This window comes from uncultured Ellagibacter sp. (assembly GCF_934643285.1).
In the GTDB taxonomy this organism is placed as follows: domain Bacteria; phylum Actinomycetota; class Coriobacteriia; order Coriobacteriales; family Eggerthellaceae; genus Ellagibacter.
In genome coordinates, this window is the sequence record NZ_CAKUBT010000011.1 from 49,893 (window position 1) to 65,372 (window position 15,480).

General features: G+C 60.2%; 13 protein-coding genes. 10 read left to right on the forward strand and 3 right to left on the reverse strand.

Annotated elements, in window-relative coordinates:
- Positions 1-46: 46 nt before the first annotated feature.
- On the forward strand, positions 47-1,030 hold the full coding sequence (locus Q0I65_RS06645; RefSeq protein ID WP_296061460.1) for a WYL domain-containing protein: 984 nt from the start codon (positions 47-49) through the stop codon (positions 1,028-1,030).
- On the opposite strand, the gene Q0I65_RS06650 is transcribed toward Q0I65_RS06645, so the two are convergent.
- Positions 1,003-1,629, reverse strand: a complete 627-nt coding sequence (locus tag Q0I65_RS06650) for a hypothetical protein (RefSeq protein ID WP_296061463.1) — start codon at positions 1,627-1,629, stop codon at positions 1,003-1,005. The genes Q0I65_RS06645 and Q0I65_RS06650 overlap by 28 nt on opposite strands.
- Positions 1,630-1,893: 264 nt before the next feature.
- Between Q0I65_RS06650 and Q0I65_RS06655 the strand changes: the two genes are divergently transcribed.
- The 7 genes from Q0I65_RS06655 (at position 1,894) to Q0I65_RS06685 (ending at position 8,636) form a co-directional block, all read left to right on the forward strand.
- Positions 1,894-3,048, forward strand: a complete 1,155-nt coding sequence (locus tag Q0I65_RS06655; RefSeq protein WP_296061466.1) for a DNA/RNA non-specific endonuclease — start codon at positions 1,894-1,896, stop codon at positions 3,046-3,048.
- Positions 3,049-3,242: 194 nt separating this feature from the next.
- Positions 3,243-3,623 carry a GntR family transcriptional regulator gene (locus Q0I65_RS06660; RefSeq protein WP_296061468.1) on the forward strand — a complete coding sequence of 127 codons (381 nt, stop codon included), beginning with the start codon at positions 3,243-3,245 and terminating at the stop codon, positions 3,621-3,623.
- A 59-nt stretch (positions 3,624-3,682) separates the two neighbouring features.
- Positions 3,683-4,561: an ABC transporter ATP-binding protein gene (locus tag Q0I65_RS06665; protein ID WP_296061469.1), complete on the forward strand. Its 879-nt coding sequence runs from the start codon at positions 3,683-3,685 to the stop codon at positions 4,559-4,561.
- Positions 4,561-5,235 (forward strand): ABC-2 transporter permease, encoded by a 675-nt coding sequence (locus Q0I65_RS06670; protein ID WP_296061472.1) that lies wholly within the window; start codon positions 4,561-4,563, stop codon positions 5,233-5,235. The genes Q0I65_RS06665 and Q0I65_RS06670 overlap by 1 nt, the downstream gene beginning before the upstream one ends.
- 119 nt (positions 5,236-5,354) lie before the next feature.
- Positions 5,355-5,888, forward strand: a complete 534-nt coding sequence (locus Q0I65_RS06675; protein ID WP_296061473.1) for a TIGR00730 family Rossman fold protein — start codon at positions 5,355-5,357, stop codon at positions 5,886-5,888.
- 301 nt (positions 5,889-6,189) lie between these two features.
- Positions 6,190-7,803 carry a peptide chain release factor 3 gene (locus Q0I65_RS06680; RefSeq protein ID WP_296061476.1) on the forward strand — a complete coding sequence of 538 codons (1,614 nt, stop codon included), beginning with the start codon at positions 6,190-6,192 and terminating at the stop codon, positions 7,801-7,803.
- 11 nt (positions 7,804-7,814) lie between these two features.
- On the forward strand, positions 7,815-8,636 hold the full coding sequence (locus Q0I65_RS06685) for an alpha/beta hydrolase-fold protein (RefSeq protein WP_296061479.1): 822 nt from the start codon (positions 7,815-7,817) through the stop codon (positions 8,634-8,636).
- On the opposite strand, the gene Q0I65_RS06690 is transcribed toward Q0I65_RS06685, so the two are convergent.
- On the reverse strand, positions 8,611-9,486 hold the full coding sequence (locus tag Q0I65_RS06690; RefSeq protein ID WP_296061483.1) for a uracil-DNA glycosylase: 876 nt from the start codon (positions 9,484-9,486) through the stop codon (positions 8,611-8,613). The genes Q0I65_RS06685 and Q0I65_RS06690 overlap by 26 nt on opposite strands.
- 439 nt (positions 9,487-9,925) lie before the next feature.
- Between Q0I65_RS06690 and Q0I65_RS06695 the strand changes: the two genes are divergently transcribed.
- Positions 9,926-11,020: a hypothetical protein gene (locus tag Q0I65_RS06695; RefSeq protein ID WP_296061485.1), complete on the forward strand. Its 1,095-nt coding sequence runs from the start codon at positions 9,926-9,928 to the stop codon at positions 11,018-11,020.
- A 507-nt stretch (positions 11,021-11,527) separates the two neighbouring features.
- Here Q0I65_RS06695 and nrdD read toward each other — a convergent pair.
- Positions 11,528-13,750, reverse strand: a complete 2,223-nt coding sequence (gene nrdD / locus Q0I65_RS06700) for an anaerobic ribonucleoside-triphosphate reductase (protein WP_296061488.1) — start codon at positions 13,748-13,750, stop codon at positions 11,528-11,530.
- 414 nt (positions 13,751-14,164) lie between these two features.
- On the opposite strand from nrdD, the gene vsr reads away from it, so the two are divergent.
- The coding region (gene vsr, locus Q0I65_RS06705; RefSeq protein ID WP_296061491.1) for a DNA mismatch endonuclease Vsr at positions 14,165-15,480 on the forward strand (1,316 nt) is incomplete at its 3' end.

Sequence of the window (15,480 nt, forward strand, 5' to 3'; positions counted from 1 at the left end):
AATGAGGAAGCATATCGCTATTGCGCCCCTCGAGAAAGCGACTGCCATGGCGTACAACAGCAAGGCGAAGCTAAAAGTTCTCTATCTCTGGAAGATCCTTCAGGAGGAAACCGACGCCGAGCACGGCCTTTCCATGACGCAGATTCTCGAGCGGCTCGATTCATACGGGATATCCGCCGAGCGTAAAAGCATCTACGACGACATCAAGACGCTGCGCGATTTCGACATCGACATCAAAACCTATCAGCGCAACCCCGTGGAATACGCCATCGAGCGACGCGATTTCACCCTCGAAGAGCTCATGCTCATGGTCGATGCCGTTCAATCGTGCCGTGCCATCACCGAGCGGCAGGCGCGCATGCTCATCACCAACATCAAACAGCTCGCCACCAACCGCGAGCAGGCGCTTCTCGACCGACGCATCCACGTCGAAGGACGCATCAAGTCGAAAAGCGAGAGCGTGCTTTCGACCGTCGACGCCATCCACGAGGCCCTTCGCCTGCGCTGCAAAGTAGCGTTCGCCTACCGCAAGATCGGCGCAGACGGCAAGCCCCACGAAACGCGCGAGGGCAAGCGCCACGAGGTAACCCCCGTGGCCATCTCATACGACGACGGGTTCTACTACCTGACCGCATGGAACGACCACCACGCCAATCTCACCGAGTACCGGCTCGACCGCATGGCGAAGGTGAGCGTCGAACGCGATATACCCGCCACCCGCAACGAAGAGATTGCCAATTACGCCTTCGACCAGGGAAAAGCCATCATGTTCGGGCGGTTTAACGGCGAGGAGGTCGTCTGCGAGCTGACCGTCGACCCCGACAAGGTCGAGATCATCACTGACCGCTTCGGCAAGGGCGCAACCTTCCTCCCCTTCGACGGGCAGCAGGTACGGGCGCGGGTGAAGGTGTGCAAGAGCCAGCAATTCTTCGGCTGGGTAGCGAGCATGGGCCGCGCCGTGAGCATCGCGGCCCCGCAGAGCCTCGTTGAGGAATACCGCGATTACCTGCACTTTCTCCTCGAAGAATAAGCGCCTGCCGCCAACATGTCGAGCTCGCGAACAGCGGCTTGAACCGTGCCGCCCTCAAGCGATAGACCGATACTGCACCCTTCCAACTCGATGACGTATTCATCTTTTGCTGTGCGGAAAGCCCGACAAGCTCGCTGGCCGAACGCGCAAGAGAGGGGTCCCGCAACGACCCACGCGGGACAGCAGTCTTCGGCGTCGCGCCGCAAACTGGCAGGCGGAAGCGAGGTGTCCACCGCTCCCGCGCAGACGGCAAGCTTGCCGTCCAGCGCCCGATACGCCACGAGATCCCCTTCAGAGAAACGCAGGACGAAAGGCGCATCGGAAATCGGCGCGTCAGCGTAGAAATCCCAGGCTATAAAAGCGTCGGCCAAATAATCCCCCAAAGGGAAAGCCTCGGGGGAAGACGGCGCATCCAGCATCCACGACGCTTTGGGTTCCCACGTCTCACCCGGCGCCCCTATCGCGCACGCCGCATCGGGCTCGTCGGGCGCATCCAACTTTCCACGCGCACCTGGCCTTCCGGGCGTGCATGCCGCATCGGGCACGCACGACGATTCATCCGTGTCGCCAAAGAGCTGATGCGCGCCTTGCAGTGCCATGCGTGTGCCTCCCGTCGTTTTCTCGATTGGCGCCATTGTAGAACGTGCGTACGAACCAGTCTGTCCCTGCTTTTGGACAGTCGCAGCCTAACTGGAAGAGTTTTCCGAAGCGCCTCCCGCGCCCCCTCGCCACCGCTTGCAACGCGAACGGGAAGCGAGGGCGGAAACCGCGAACAGCCCTCGCGCTCGGGCAGCCTGCATCGGGTATCATGGGGGATGCGGCGCGCCATTCGCGGCATGCCCCACTATCGGAAGGACACTCCCTTGCAAACCCAGCAAACCACCTCCCCCGCACGCGAGCGCCTTATTCGCACGCTTGCCGCCCTACTCCTGGCAGTGAGCCTGTGCCTTCCCTCGCTTAGCGGGTGCGCAGGCGGCGAAAGCGTCGCGAACGGGGACAATACGACAAGCTCGCAGCAAGTTTCCGCAGGCAGTGCCGCCGCGAAACTATCCGATATCCCCGAGTATTCAGGAGCGCTCTGCATCGATATCAACGAGGGGCAACCTGAATTCTCCGCCGATGACGCGGCGCACGGGTCGTTCATGGAATTCAGCGAGCTCGACTTCGAGGGGCGCTGCGGCACGGCGTTCGGCCTTATTGGACCCGAGACTGTCTCCAATGCCGAGCGCGGCGACATCTCGCAGGTTCACCCTTCGGGCTGGGTCCAACATCGCTACAGCTTCGTCGACCGCGAGATGCTCTACAACCGCAGCCACCTCATTGCGCACCAGCTGTGCGGCGAGGACGCCAACGAGCGTAACCTCATCACCGGCACGCGCACGATGAACGCCGTGGGGATGACCTATTATGAGGAGTTGGTGGGCAACTACGTCCGCCGCACAAACAACCATGTCCTCTATCGCGTGACCCCGCTCTTTGCAGCGAACGACCTGGTGGCGCGCGGGGTTCAGATGGAAGCGGAATCTGTGGAAGACGGCGGGCAGGCTATACGCTTCAACGTCTTCGTTTACAACGTGGAGCCCGGCGTGAAAATCGACTACGTGACGGGCGACAACTGGGAGTCGAGCGAGATTCCCGCCGTGAAGACCAAGGGCGAGGCAACCACAACCCGCGGCACGGGTGGCGATGCGGCGCTACCCCAAAGCGCATCGAGCAAACGCGAGGCGGGCGCTTCGGGCACGAGCGGCTCATCGAATTCCAGCAACGCAACAGGGGGGAATGAAGCGGAGGCAGCGCCATCCGGTTCCTCGGACGCGAAAACGAGCGGCGACTCGTCTTCTTCCGCGAACACCGCCGAACAGCAAACGTACGTCCTGAACAAGAGGAGCCACAAATTCCATCGTCCCGAGTGCGACGGCGTGCAGTCCATGTCCCCCTCCAACAAAGAGGAGTTCACGGGGTTGCGCCAGACGCTGATCGACGAGGGATACTCGCCCTGCAGAAGCTGCAATCCGTAACGTTACGTTTCCCCAGTTCATGCGCGAGCGATCTCAACTTGCGACCGAGAGCGCATCGACTAGCGTGGGACTTGCGCTCAAGAAGCCAGCTCGATTCTTTCATCAAATTACAACAACGTCCAAAAAGTGCTTGCGTTACTGTGCATAGTGTATATATACTGTGCTTACCAGATATACACACGTAAGGACTCATCGTGGACATCATCCTATCCAACTCGAGCGACAAGCCCATCTACGAGCAGATAACCTCGCAGATGAAAGCCCAGATTCTGTCGGGCGCACTTCCAAGCGGGGAGAAGCTCCCCTCCATTCGCGCACTCGCGAACGGCCTCGGCGTCAGTGTGATAACCACCAAGCGCGCGTACTCCGACTTGGAGGCCGAGGGCTTTATCGCAACCGTGCAAGGAAAAGGCAGCTTCGTCGCCGCGGGAAACCACGAGCTTCTGCGCGAAAGGCGCCTGCGCCAAGTCGAGGAACTGCTCGCGCAAGCGGGCGAACAGGCGGCGGAGCTGGGGGTCACGCGGGCCGAGCTGCACAACATGCTCGACCTTGTTGCTCCCGAGGATCTCGAATGAAGCCGCCGATCAACGCGCACGTGAAAGCGATATACCAGATGAAAGGATACGGAACGCCCATGTCAAACCTTCTCGAGATACGCGACGCGAACCGCCAGGTGAGCGACTCCTTCTCGCTTCGAAACGCCAATCTCTCCATTGGATCAGGGGAAATCGTCGGCCTCGTCGGAGCGAACGGCGCGGGAAAGACCACGATAATCCGAGCCGCGCTCGGCCTTCTGAAACTCGATTCCGGGTACGCAGCGCTTTTCGGCGAGCCCCTCGCCGCCGACACCCCCGACGCCGACGTGCGGCGACTTCGCTCCCGCGTCGGCGTCGTGTTCGACACGTGCCCCTATCCCTCCGAGATTACGGTGTCCCAAGTAGAAACATGCATCAAACCAGCCTTCCCCACCTGGGATAACGCATGTTTTGAGACGCTGGTCGCCCGATTCGGGCTCGAGCCGAAGAAGAAGGTGAAGTCGCTCTCCCGCGGCATGGGCATGAAGCTGCAGCTCGCCTGTGCGCTCTCGCACAACGCCGACCTGCTCATCCTCGACGAGGCGACCGCAGGGCTTGACCCGCTCGCTCGAGACGAGCTGCTCGATGAGCTGCGCGATTATGCCTCAACCGGCGATCGCGGCGTGCTGCTTTCAAGCCACATCACAAGCGACTTGGAGCGCATCGCCGACCGCGTGGTGGGCATCGACGCGGGCAGCATCATCTTCAACATCCCGCGCGAGCAGATCACCGACATGGCAGGCATCGCACATTGCACCTTTGACCAGGCGCAAGACATCCTCGCATGCGTGGACGGCGCCCGAGTTGCAAAGCGTGAGTTCAGCTGCGATGTCCTCGTTCCCAACCGCTTCGAGTTCGCCGAAGCATTCCCCGAAGTGCCCTGCGATCGCGCCTCCATCGACGACTACCTGCATTTTATCCTGAAAGGAAACAACTGATGAAAGCCGCCTTCCTCTCCGAACTTGCCATTGTGCGCACCTTCGTCCTCAGCTTCATCGGCATCCTCGCATTCGTGTTTGTCTTCATATGTTGGACGATGGAGAGCGCCGCGGGCGCCGCCGCAGTCGTGTGCGCCATGACGCCGATGCTCATCATGTTCTCGCTCATGGGGTACGACGACCAAAACGGCTGGCTGCGCTACCGTGCCGCACTCCCCTTTGCACGCCGCGACATCATCGCGAGCCGCTATGCGACCATCTTGGCATGCGCTGCCGCTGTCATCGTTTGCGCTTCGGTGCTCGGCATCGTGCTCAACGGGGCGCTTCCCCGCTTTCTTGAAGGCTTCGAAGCAGCCGGGCCGATCGAGATTATCTCGTCGAGCGTCGCCGCCACAATGGTCGTCCTCATCATCGCCGCCATCGCCGAACCCTTCCTTGTGAAATTCGGCAACACGAAGGGGATACGCTATCTCATGTGCGTGTTCATCCTGGCGGGGTGTATCGACGTCGTCATCCTGACGAACTTCCTCGCCCCCGACGTCATGCAGTCGGCTCTCGCCTGGATCGACGCCCACAGCCTTGCACTGTTCGCAGCGCTCACGGTCGCCGCGCTCGCCATCTACGCCGCAAGCTGCTTTATCAGCATCCGAATCTTCCAGGCGAAAGACCTTTAGGGAATCGCGGGGTCGCGCCGCGGGCCCTTCATCGTTGGCTTCACCGCGCGCCCTTCATCACTCGCTCTCGCCTTCGCTATAATCTTCCTCGACACAAACGAGCACGCGGAGAGGAACCTATGAACATCACCGTCTACCTGGGAGCAAACGAAGGCAACGACCCATCTATCGCCGAAGCGGCGCGTGAGCTGGGCTCATGGATCGGGGAGAGCGGCAACGACCTCGTCTACGGCGGATCGAAGGTCGGGCTCATGGGAATTCTCGCCGAGAGCGCGCTCGACGCAGGAGCCCAGGTCACAGGCGTTGAGCCTCAGTTCTTCATCGACCAAGCCGTGCAGCTCGACACCATCACGCGCCTCATCGTGACCGACACCATGGCAGAGCGGAAGGCGAAGATGATCGAGCTCGGCGACGCGTTCATTGCCTTCCCCGGAGGGTCGGGCACGCTTGAGGAAGTGTCGGAGGTCATGTCGATGCTCTCGCTTTCGCACTTGGACGCGCCCTGCATCATCTATAACTTGGATGGCTATTACGATCACCTGAAAGCCCAGCTCAACCTCATGATCGACAAGGGTTATTCCACCCCCGAGCGCCTGAAGCACGTCCACTTTGCAAGCAACCTTAACGATGTGAAGGGTATTTTGGGTCGCTAGCACATAAGCCGCCCGACGACGCGGGGGCCCGCACCTCATTGCGCCTCGCGCATCGGCCGCCTTCGCGTCCGCACCCCCGCGCGCCACTCGGGCTCACGCCCTCATCACCTCGCGCGTATCGCCGGCCTTCCCGCCTCGTAATACGCTCCACCTGCGGCCCCTTGTCATCTGCGTGAATGCGCGCCACCTCATGCGCGGGAATAGTACAATATGAATTTGTCGCCCTGTGCGGCTGCAAAGCAATGCGCTCGCAAACCGCGCGAGCAGGGCATTTCATTTCCAAGCACGAGAAAGAACCAGCATGTCGACCCTAACGGATCAGATTTCCTCACGGCGCACCTTCGCCATCATCTCGCACCCCGACGCGGGCAAGACGACCCTCACCGAGAAGCTCCTACTCTACACCGGCAGCATCCAGACTGCAGGCTCGGTTAAAGGCAAGTCCAGCTCGAAGCACGCCGTGTCCGACTGGATGGACATCGAGAAGCAGCGCGGCATCTCCGTGACCTCCTCGGTGCTGCAGTTCTCCTATGACGGCTATTGCGTGAACATCCTCGATACCCCCGGCCACCAGGACTTTTCGGAAGACACCTACCGCACGCTCATGGCTGCGGACGCCGCGGTCATGGTCATCGACGGCGCGAAGGGCGTCGAGGCGCAGACGAAGAAGCTCTTCAAGGTGTGCACGCTGCGCCATATCCCCATCTTCACGTTCGTGAACAAGCTTGACCGTGAGACGCGTGACCCGTTTGACCTCATGGAGGAGATCGAGACGGTGCTCGGTATCGGCACCTACCCGATGAACTGGCCGATTGGCTGCGGGCAAAACTTCCGCGGCGTGTTCGACCGCCAAACCCGCCGCGTCATCGCCTTCGAGGGCGATGGGCACGCCAACGCCACCAAGAAAGTTGCGGAAATCGAGGCCGAGCTCGGCGACGCCGCGCTTGCCGACCTCATCGGGGAAGCGAACCACGCGAACCTCATCGACGACATCGAGCTGCTCGACGGCGCAGGTGACGAGCTCGACCTTAACGCAGTGCGCACCGGCAAGCTCTCCCCTGTGTTCTTCGGCAGCGCGCTCACCAACTTCGGCGTCGAGCCGTTCCTGAAAGAGTTCCTGCGCCTCACGCCCACGCCGCTTCCCTATACCGACTGCCTCACGGGCGAGCCGGTCGACCCGATGCGCGACGAGTTTTCGGGATTCGTCTTCAAAATCCAGGCGAACATGGACAAAAACCATCGCGACCGCATCGCCTTCGTACGCATCTGCTCGGGCAAGTTCGAGCGCGGCATGGACGCAGTGCACATGCAGGGTGGCAAGAAGCTGAAGCTCGCTACGGGAACCTCGCTTATGGCAGACGACCGCGCGACGGTCGACGAGGCATACGCGGGCGACATCGTCGGGCTGTTCGATCCGGGCATCTTCTCGATTGGCGATACCGTTTGCGCAGGTAAATGCCGCGTTCAATACCCCGAAATCCCCACGTTCGCGCCCGAGATCTTCGCGCGCGTCACGCAGGTGAACACGCTCAAACGCAAACAGTTCGTGAAGGGTATGGAGGAACTCGCGCAAGAAGGCGCCATCCAGATTTTCCGCGAGCCGGGCTTCGGCATGGAAAGCGTCATCGTTGGCGTCGTCGGCGTGCTACAGCTCGACGTGCTTGAACAGCGCCTGAAAAGCGAATACGGCGTCGAGGTGCGCAGGCAGGCGCTCCCCTATTCCGAGATTCGCTGGATCATGAACGACCCCTCCACCTACGACATCGCGAAGCTCAACCTGACAAGCGACACGCTGCGCGTCGAGGACATGCGCGGCCGCAAGCTGCTTTTGTTCACGAGCGCGTGGAACGTGAATTGGGCGAGCGAGCGCAACGCTGACCTGGAGCTTTCGGAGGTCGGCAACTTCTCCATTTAAGGGGGGCGGCGATGGGACGAGGCAGACACGACACCCTTGGCGCGCCCGTAGATGATCCTGCGGGCGCAGGTTTTGCTCGCTCCGCACAGGTCTCGATACCCCTCTACATGTTCAACACCGAAGGCGCCCACGTGACCGTTTGGCGCACTAATTGCCTGGGCGGCAGCGGCAATCACGATGCCAATAACGAGCTCAACCACATCGTCTATCTGCATGTTTACGACGGAGACGGCCTCGACGTCCTCAGCGAATGCCAGCGCATCGGCTGCCCGCCTTTCACACTTGTCGCCATCAAGCCCGCCTGCTGGAACGACGACCTTACGCCTTGGGAATGCCCCGGCCTGTTTGCCGACGACGCCCCCTTTGCGGGACACGCCCAAGATCAGCTTCACTTGTTAGAGGAAGAAATCATCCCCCAGGTCGAGCGAGAATGCGGCAAACCCAACAGTCCCCGCATCTGCCGCACCGTCGCAGGTTACTCGCTTGCAGGACTCTTCGCCACCTGGGCGTCATTCAACTCGTCGGCCTTCTCCCGCATTGCAAGCGCTTCGGGCTCGCTTTGGTATCCCGATTTCGCGCGCTTCGTCACTGAGGCACCGCTCGCTCGCCCAATCGATTGCGCCTATTTCTCGCTTGGCAGCAAGGAGGCGAAGACCCCAAGCCGGCTTCTGCGCAACGTTGCAACGGGAACGGACGAGGTTGTAGCCGCATTTCGCAGCAAGGGGGTACCCACGCAATTCGAGTCGAACCCCGGCAACCACTTCAAAGAGCCCGCACTTCGCATGGCGCGCGGAATTGCCTGGGCGATCAGCCAGCAAGCGCCCAATCGATAGGCTCGACTCCGCATTCCCTCAGCAGGTCGTTTGCGCGGGAAAACGGACGCGACCCCAAGAAAGCGGGAAGATCGCCAGCCGCACGCGATGCCGAAAGCGGCGAGGGGTGCGTGCTTTTGAGGATGAACTTGCAGGCAAGAGCGTCACCTGAAGAGGAGCCGGTTGCGTCGGCGACAGCGGGGGTGGCAGCGTCCGAAGCAGAGCCGCCAGCGGCCGCGACACCAGCGCAAGCACCTGCGACGCCAACGCAATCTCCGCCCTCAAGCGCATCCTTCGACACGCGCGCCTTCGCGCTCTCGATCAGCTTGATAGCCGGACGTCCCCACGCCAAAAAGACCACCGGCTGAGGCAAACGCATGCACGCCTCGACGATCGCCGTCGTAACCACCTGCCAACCCAACTTGCTGTGTGAGTTCGCCTCGTGTTCCCGCACCGTGAGCGTCGTGTTCAAAAGCAGCACGCCTTGCTGTGCCCACGCAGACAAATCACCGCTCACGGGCATATTGCACCCCAGGTCAGATGCCATTTCCTTATAGATATTGCGCAAGCTTGGCGGAAGCTTCTCCCCGTTGGGCACCGAGAATGACAAGCCCATCGCCTGTCCCGGGCCATGGTAGGGGTCCTGCCCCAGAATGACAGCGCGGACGTCTCCAGGCGCTACATAGGCAAGCGCGTTCAAGATGTCGCCTTGCGGCGGATAGATGGTCTCTTCCCTTCGCAGGTCGTCAACCCCTAAGAGCAATCGCTGTGCAGTCGCCTTCGCCTGCTCGGAAACGAGCGCGAACCACGCATCGATCGATTCCTGTTTTTCCACCGTCGCCTCCAACCGGTCGCCTTCCCGCAGAGCCAATTCACAGCTTTGCGCTTGTCCATTTTAGCGAACAAAAAAGACCGATTTCTCCCTGTTTCAAAAAGCGCGTGATTACAGTGCGCTTGGAGAAGGGGGTAACTGCCAGAAAAACGGCACTCTTCATCAAATCGAGAAGCCTTGTCGCCGAATCCAAAAGCTATACAACCGCATTGCCAAGCCAGTTTCAATTCCGTCCAAGCAAATGACCAGGTCAGAACAACGCAAGCTGAGCTAACCCAAATTCAAGCTCATTACCTTTTCTCTGGTTTGATGAAAACCACTCGATTTCTGGCAGGACCCCCCTGCCAAATTGTACAAGCGAGAACACGCGCGCGCCTAAACCAAAAATGTCCCAAGCGCCTCGTTTCTCGAGCAAATACTCCGATCGACAACGTGGACAGACTCTTGAAATGATAAGTGATGCTCGTATCATACCCGCATGGACATCTGCCTCTCACATATCTCCGCCCTTCGATGGCTCATGCGCAACCCGAACCCCCTCGCGGCCCAAAAAAGGACACGTTATCGCGCCGATGCGCCCGACGGCATTCCCTCGCCAACTCGTTGCCGAGAGCTTGCGCTTGAGCTTGACCCAGAACGCGGGTTTCTCGACTTCCTCTCGAGCAGCCGTCGCGGAAGAAACAACGGCAAGCACTTCGCAGTTCACGTCCAAACCGAATCGCTTCCACCAAAGTCCTTCATTAGGATCGGGACTATCGACAAGACTGCGATCTACATTGCCTCACCAGAACTCGTTTTCATGCAGCTCGCTCAACGCCGCCCACTTGAAGAAGCGGTCTATTTCGGCTTCGCCCTTTGCTCGCTATACCGCATCGACCCAACGGCACCAGGGGGATTGCGACAACGAGACGAGCGCCCGCTATCTAGCTCGGAGTGCGTTATCGCAGATAAGCCCCTCACAACCGTTAAACGCATCGAGAACTTCCTTGACACCACCAAGGGAAACCTCGGTTGCGAGAAGGCTCGCTCGACACTGAGGTTCGTCCGCGATGGCTCGCGATCGCCTATGGAATCTGCGCTCGCGATTTCCCTGGGACTTCCCCGTAATCGCGGAGGTTTCGGTCTTGGCATCGGGCAGATGAATCATGCAGTTCGTATCTTCAATGGCGCTGATTGGGCGGGCGAAAGGCGCTACGTAACCCGATATCCGGACATAAGCATCGAGCATGGTGATTCGTCGGGCCGAAAAACCACCGTCGGCATCGATTATGATGGGCACGCGTTCCATTCAACCGCCGCCGCCCTTGCTCGAGATGCTCGCCGAAGAAACGAGATAGCCTCGATTCGAGGATTTACCCACCTCAGCATCAGCGCCCAGGAAGCCACCGGCTTCGTCGCTTTCTGCAGATTCGCCGATCAGGCAAGACGAGCCCTCGGTATCAGGTCGCTTGATCGATGTCCGCGAAACAACCCTACCGCTGCAGATCTCGAAAAACGCGACGCCACCGAGCGAAAGCAACTCGACCTCTGGAGAAAGCTCATTTGTCAGAGTGACTTCCGAAAAATTGAATAGGGTCGTACCCGCTAAGCACCTATTGCAGCGGTGAAACTCACGCCCCCCTTTGCTGCAGCAGAATAGCCTTCGCCCCCTGTGGCAATGCAATCTGAACCCCCCAACATGCCAGAAATCGCGTGGTTTTCATCAACATGGCATTCCGCAGAAGACGTGGAGCAGTTTCAAGGCAGCAGTCACAAGACGTTCACCTGCGGTTTTCCATTTCCCACTCCCGCACCGCCTCCCAGAGTGCAACCCAGAGCGCACTCATTTGATGAAAACCACCTGATTTCTGGCAGGACCCCCATGTTTCGTCCGCAAGGTATCGCAATCGCTCGGGGATGGGCACAAGCAACGGTACGCGTTTTGGCGAACAGGGGGGACGAGCGCCCAGAAAGCGCAGCAGACGCGCACGTCAAAGATGCCCAGTAGGCGCGCTTAAACAAGCCGTTCAGCCCACCCCATTACAAAACGAAAGAAGGCCGCCCTCGGGCGGCCTTCCGAACACTTAGGAGCCTACTTCCGCTACAGGTGCAGCACGCGATCCTTGATTTCCTGCGTACGGCCCTGGTTCCAGAACTGCGTGCCGATGTATCCGCAGGTACGACGTGCAACGTTGAGCTTTTCCTGATCGCGATTGCCGCAGTGCGGGCACTCCCACACCAGCTTGCCGTCGTCTTCCACAATCTGAATCTCACCGTCGAAGCCACACACCTGGCAATAATCGCTCTTCGTGTTGAGCTCCGCGTACATGATGTTGTCGTAGATGTACTGCATAACGCGGATGACGGCCTTCAGGTTGTCCTGCATGTTGGGGACTTCAACATAGCTGATAGCCCCGCCCGGAGACAGACGCTGGAATGCGCTTTCGAACTTCAGCTTGTCGAAGGCATCAATCTGCTCGGTCACATGCACGTGGTAGCTGTTCGTGATGTAGCCCTTGTCGGTGATGCCGGGAATCACGCCGAAGCGACGCTGCAGCGCCTTCGCGAACTTGTACGTGGTCGACTCGAGCGGCGTGCCGTACAGCGAGAAGTCGATGTTGGTCTCAGCCTTCCACTCGGCGCACTTGTCGTTCATGTGCTGCATGACCTCCATGGCGAACGGCGTGCCCTCCGCCTCGGTATGGCTGTGGCCGGTCATATACTTCACGCACTCGTAGAGCCCGGCGTAACCAAGCGAGATGGTGGAATACCCGCCGTAGAGCAGCTTGTCGATCGGCTCGCCCTTCTCGAGGCGAGCAAGCGCACCGTACTGCCACAGAATCGGCGCGGCATCGGAAAGCGTGCCCTTCAGGCGATTATGACGGCACATGAGAGCCTTACGGCACAGCTCGAGGCGCTCGTCGAAAATCTCCCAGAACTTCGCCTTGTCGCCATGAGAAGAAAGCGCCACATCAGGCAGGCTGATGGTCACAACGCCCTGGTTGAAGCGCCCATAGTACTTCGGCTTGCCCGGTTCGTAGTTGCCCGCGTTCGCCACGTTGTCGTAGCCGTTGCCGGAACGGTCGGGCGTGAGGAAGCTGCGGCATCCCATGCACGTGTAGCAATCACCGTTGCCTTCGGTCTCGCCCTTGGACAGCTTCATCTCGCGCATCTTCTTCTCGGAGATGTAGTCGGGCACCATGCGCTTCGCCGTGCACTTCGCCGCCATCTGCGTGAGATAGAAATACGGCGAATCCTCACGCACGTTGTCTTCCTCAAGCACGTAAATGAGCTTGGGGAACGCCGGCGTGATCCACACTCCAGCCTCGTTTTTCACACCCTCGTAGCGCTGGCGCAGCGTCTCCTCGATGATCATGGCGAGGTCGTGCTTCTCCGCCTCGGAGCGAGCCTCGTTCAGGTACATGAACACGGTGACGAACGGAGCCTGGCCGTTGGTGGTCATCAGCGTGACGACCTGGTACTGGATGGTCTGCACGCCGCGGCGGATCTCGTCGCGCAGGCGGCCTTCCACCACTTCGGCGATGCGGTCGGCGTTTGCCTCGAGCCCGAGCTGGTTGATCTCCTGGAGCACCTGGCGGCGGATCTTCTGGCGGGAAACGTCAACGAAGGGCGCCAAATGCGTAAGCGAGATGGACTGCCCGCCATACTGGCAGCTGGCCACCTGCGCGATGATCTGCGTCGCGATGTTGCAAGCGGTGGAGAAGCTGTGCGGGCGCTCGATCATGGTACCCGAGATGACGGTACCGTTCTGCAGCATATCTTCCAGATTCACCAGATCGCAGTTGTGCATATGCTGCGCGAAATAGTCGGAATCGTGGAAGTGAATGATGCCTTCGTTGTGCGCGCGCACCACCTCGGGCGGAAGCAGCAGGCGCATCGTGATGTCCTTGGACACCTCGCCCGCCATATAGTCGCGCTGCACGGAGTTCACCGTGGGGTTCTTGTTGGAGTTCTCCTGCTTCGCCTCCTCGTTGTTGCACTCGATGAGCGAGAGGATCTTGTCGTCGGTCGTGTTGGAATGGCGCTTCAGGGACTGCACGTAGCGGTAGATGATGTACTTGCGCGCCACGGTATAGCGGCCCTGCGCCATAATCTGGTCTTCCACCATGTCCTGGATTTCCTCGACCGACACGGTGTGACCCGAGCGACCGCACAGCCACTCGACGCTATGGGCGGCGAGCGCGACCTGCTCGTCGGTCAAGCGCTCGTTTTGCGGAACCTCGTTGTTGGCAGCCTTGATGGCGTTCACAATCTTGTCGATGTCGAAGGGCACTTCCGAGCCGCTGCGCTTGATAATCTTCATGGCACTTCCTCTTCGTTGCTTATCTGAAACCGTCTTGGTCGCCCGTAATGGAGACGCGACCGCGCGGGAAAGTATTTCCCGACGTCAGAGACGCTGCTCACGATCTTTAAGGGGTTTACTGCGTGCGAACGCCTGCGCATCCGCCTATCTTATGGCTTATGATACGACATTCAAACACTATATATTGTGTTTTCTTGTTTGAAAAAATCCATAGATGGTGTTTTCCCGATAGTTTTCCACTTGTCCCAAAAACGGCATAACCCCACCTCGTCACGAAAGGCGCGCATTGTTTGAGCACCTCGAAAACGCAGTTTTCCACCACCGCAAAACCCCAGGAGAAAATTTTTTGTGCGCCGAAGGCTCGCGCAAGGGGCTTGACAAGCGCAACGCTGCGGCTGCGCTATACTTTCACGCATGGCAAGCTATCAGCATATCTCGCACGGGTTCGACCCGGTATTCGACGAACGCTCCCGCATCCTCGTGCTAGGGTCGTTTCCCTCGGTGCTCTCGCGCGCGAACGCCTTCTACTACGGCAACCCGCAAAACCGCTTCTGGCGCGTCGTCGCGCACTCCCTCGGCAAGCCGGTGCCGCCCAACGAAGGCGAGCCCCTGCGCCCGAACGGCGGCGTGGCATCGCTTGAAGAGTCGATCGCCGCGAAGAAGGCGCTTCTCCTTGAGGGAGGCATCGCGCTGTGGGATGCCATCGAGGAGTGCGACATCAAGGGGTCCTCGGACGCGAGCATCAAAAACGTCGTGCCCGCGCACATCGAGCGCATCACCGAAACCGCGCATATCGAGGCCGTCATCTGCAACGGCGCCACGGCGGGCCGCCTCTACAAGCGCTACCTGCAGTGGAAGGTCGGGCTTGCCGCGCACGTGCTCCCCTCGACAAGCCCCGCGAACGCCGCCTGGAAAACCGAGCGGCTCATCGAGCGTTGGGGCGACGAGCTCCACGCGATTGCCGACGAGCTGGCGGAAGTAGACCGGCAGCGGGAAACGACGGCAGACGAAGGCGCCACCGAGGAGCCGCAGCGCCGCGCAAAGGGAAGCACGACCGTCCGCACCCGCAAAGGCAGCTCCGTTTCCTATGGCACCATACGAATCGATGCACCTGCTGCCTCGAACTTCGCGGTGCACAAGTCGATGCAGGGAAACAAGCGCGCCAACACCAAGCCCGAGCTTTTGATGCGCGAACGGCTGCGCGCGGCGGGACTTGGCGGATACCGTCTGCAGTGGAAGGTCGCGGGGCACCCCGATATCGCCTGGCCAGGCAAGAAAGTCTGCATGTTCGTGAACGGATGCTTCTGGCACCGATGCCCGCACTGCAAACTTTCGACCCCTAAGAAGAACGTGGAGTACTGGACCGCGAAGTTCGAGCGAAACGTCGAGCGCGACCGCGAGAACGTCGCTGCGCTCGAAGCCGACGGCTGGCGCGTTCACGTGGTATGGGAATGCGAGCTAAAGAAGAAGACGATCGATGCCACGCTGGCGAAGCTTCTCCCCGAACTCGCGAATGAGCTGGGAAAAGAGATCGCGCCTGCCGCAAGCGCACCGGCAAGCGCATCGGCAAGCGAGACCAAGCGCTACTACCTCTACGTCCTCGAATGCGGCGACGGCACGCTCTACACCGGCTACACGCCCGACATCGAGGCGCGCCTCGCCCAGCATCGCGCAGGCACGGGTGCGAAGTACACGCGCGGGCGCGGGCCGCTCACCCTGCTCGCAAGCGC

Bases quoted from the DNA above. Each gene is read 5' to 3' on its own strand.
- Q0I65_RS06645 (WP_296061460.1), top strand. From the start codon at position 47: ATGGCGTACAACAGCAAGGCGAAGCTAAAAGTTCTCTATCTCTGGAAG.
- Q0I65_RS06650 (WP_296061463.1), bottom strand. From the start codon at position 1,629: ATGGCACTGCAAGGCGCGCATCAGCTCTTTGGCGACACGGATGAATCG.
- Q0I65_RS06665 (WP_296061469.1), top strand. From the start codon at position 3,683: ATGTCAAACCTTCTCGAGATACGCGACGCGAACCGCCAGGTGAGCGAC.
- Q0I65_RS06670 (WP_296061472.1), top strand. From the start codon at position 4,561: ATGAAAGCCGCCTTCCTCTCCGAACTTGCCATTGTGCGCACCTTCGTC.
- Q0I65_RS06675 (WP_296061473.1), top strand. From the start codon at position 5,355: ATGAACATCACCGTCTACCTGGGAGCAAACGAAGGCAACGACCCATCT.
- Q0I65_RS06680 (WP_296061476.1), top strand. From the start codon at position 6,190: ATGTCGACCCTAACGGATCAGATTTCCTCACGGCGCACCTTCGCCATC.
- Q0I65_RS06685 (WP_296061479.1), top strand. From the start codon at position 7,815: ATGGGACGAGGCAGACACGACACCCTTGGCGCGCCCGTAGATGATCCT.
- Q0I65_RS06695 (WP_296061485.1), top strand. From the start codon at position 9,926: ATGGACATCTGCCTCTCACATATCTCCGCCCTTCGATGGCTCATGCGC.
- nrdD (WP_296061488.1), bottom strand. From the start codon at position 13,750: ATGAAGATTATCAAGCGCAGCGGCTCGGAAGTGCCCTTCGACATCGAC.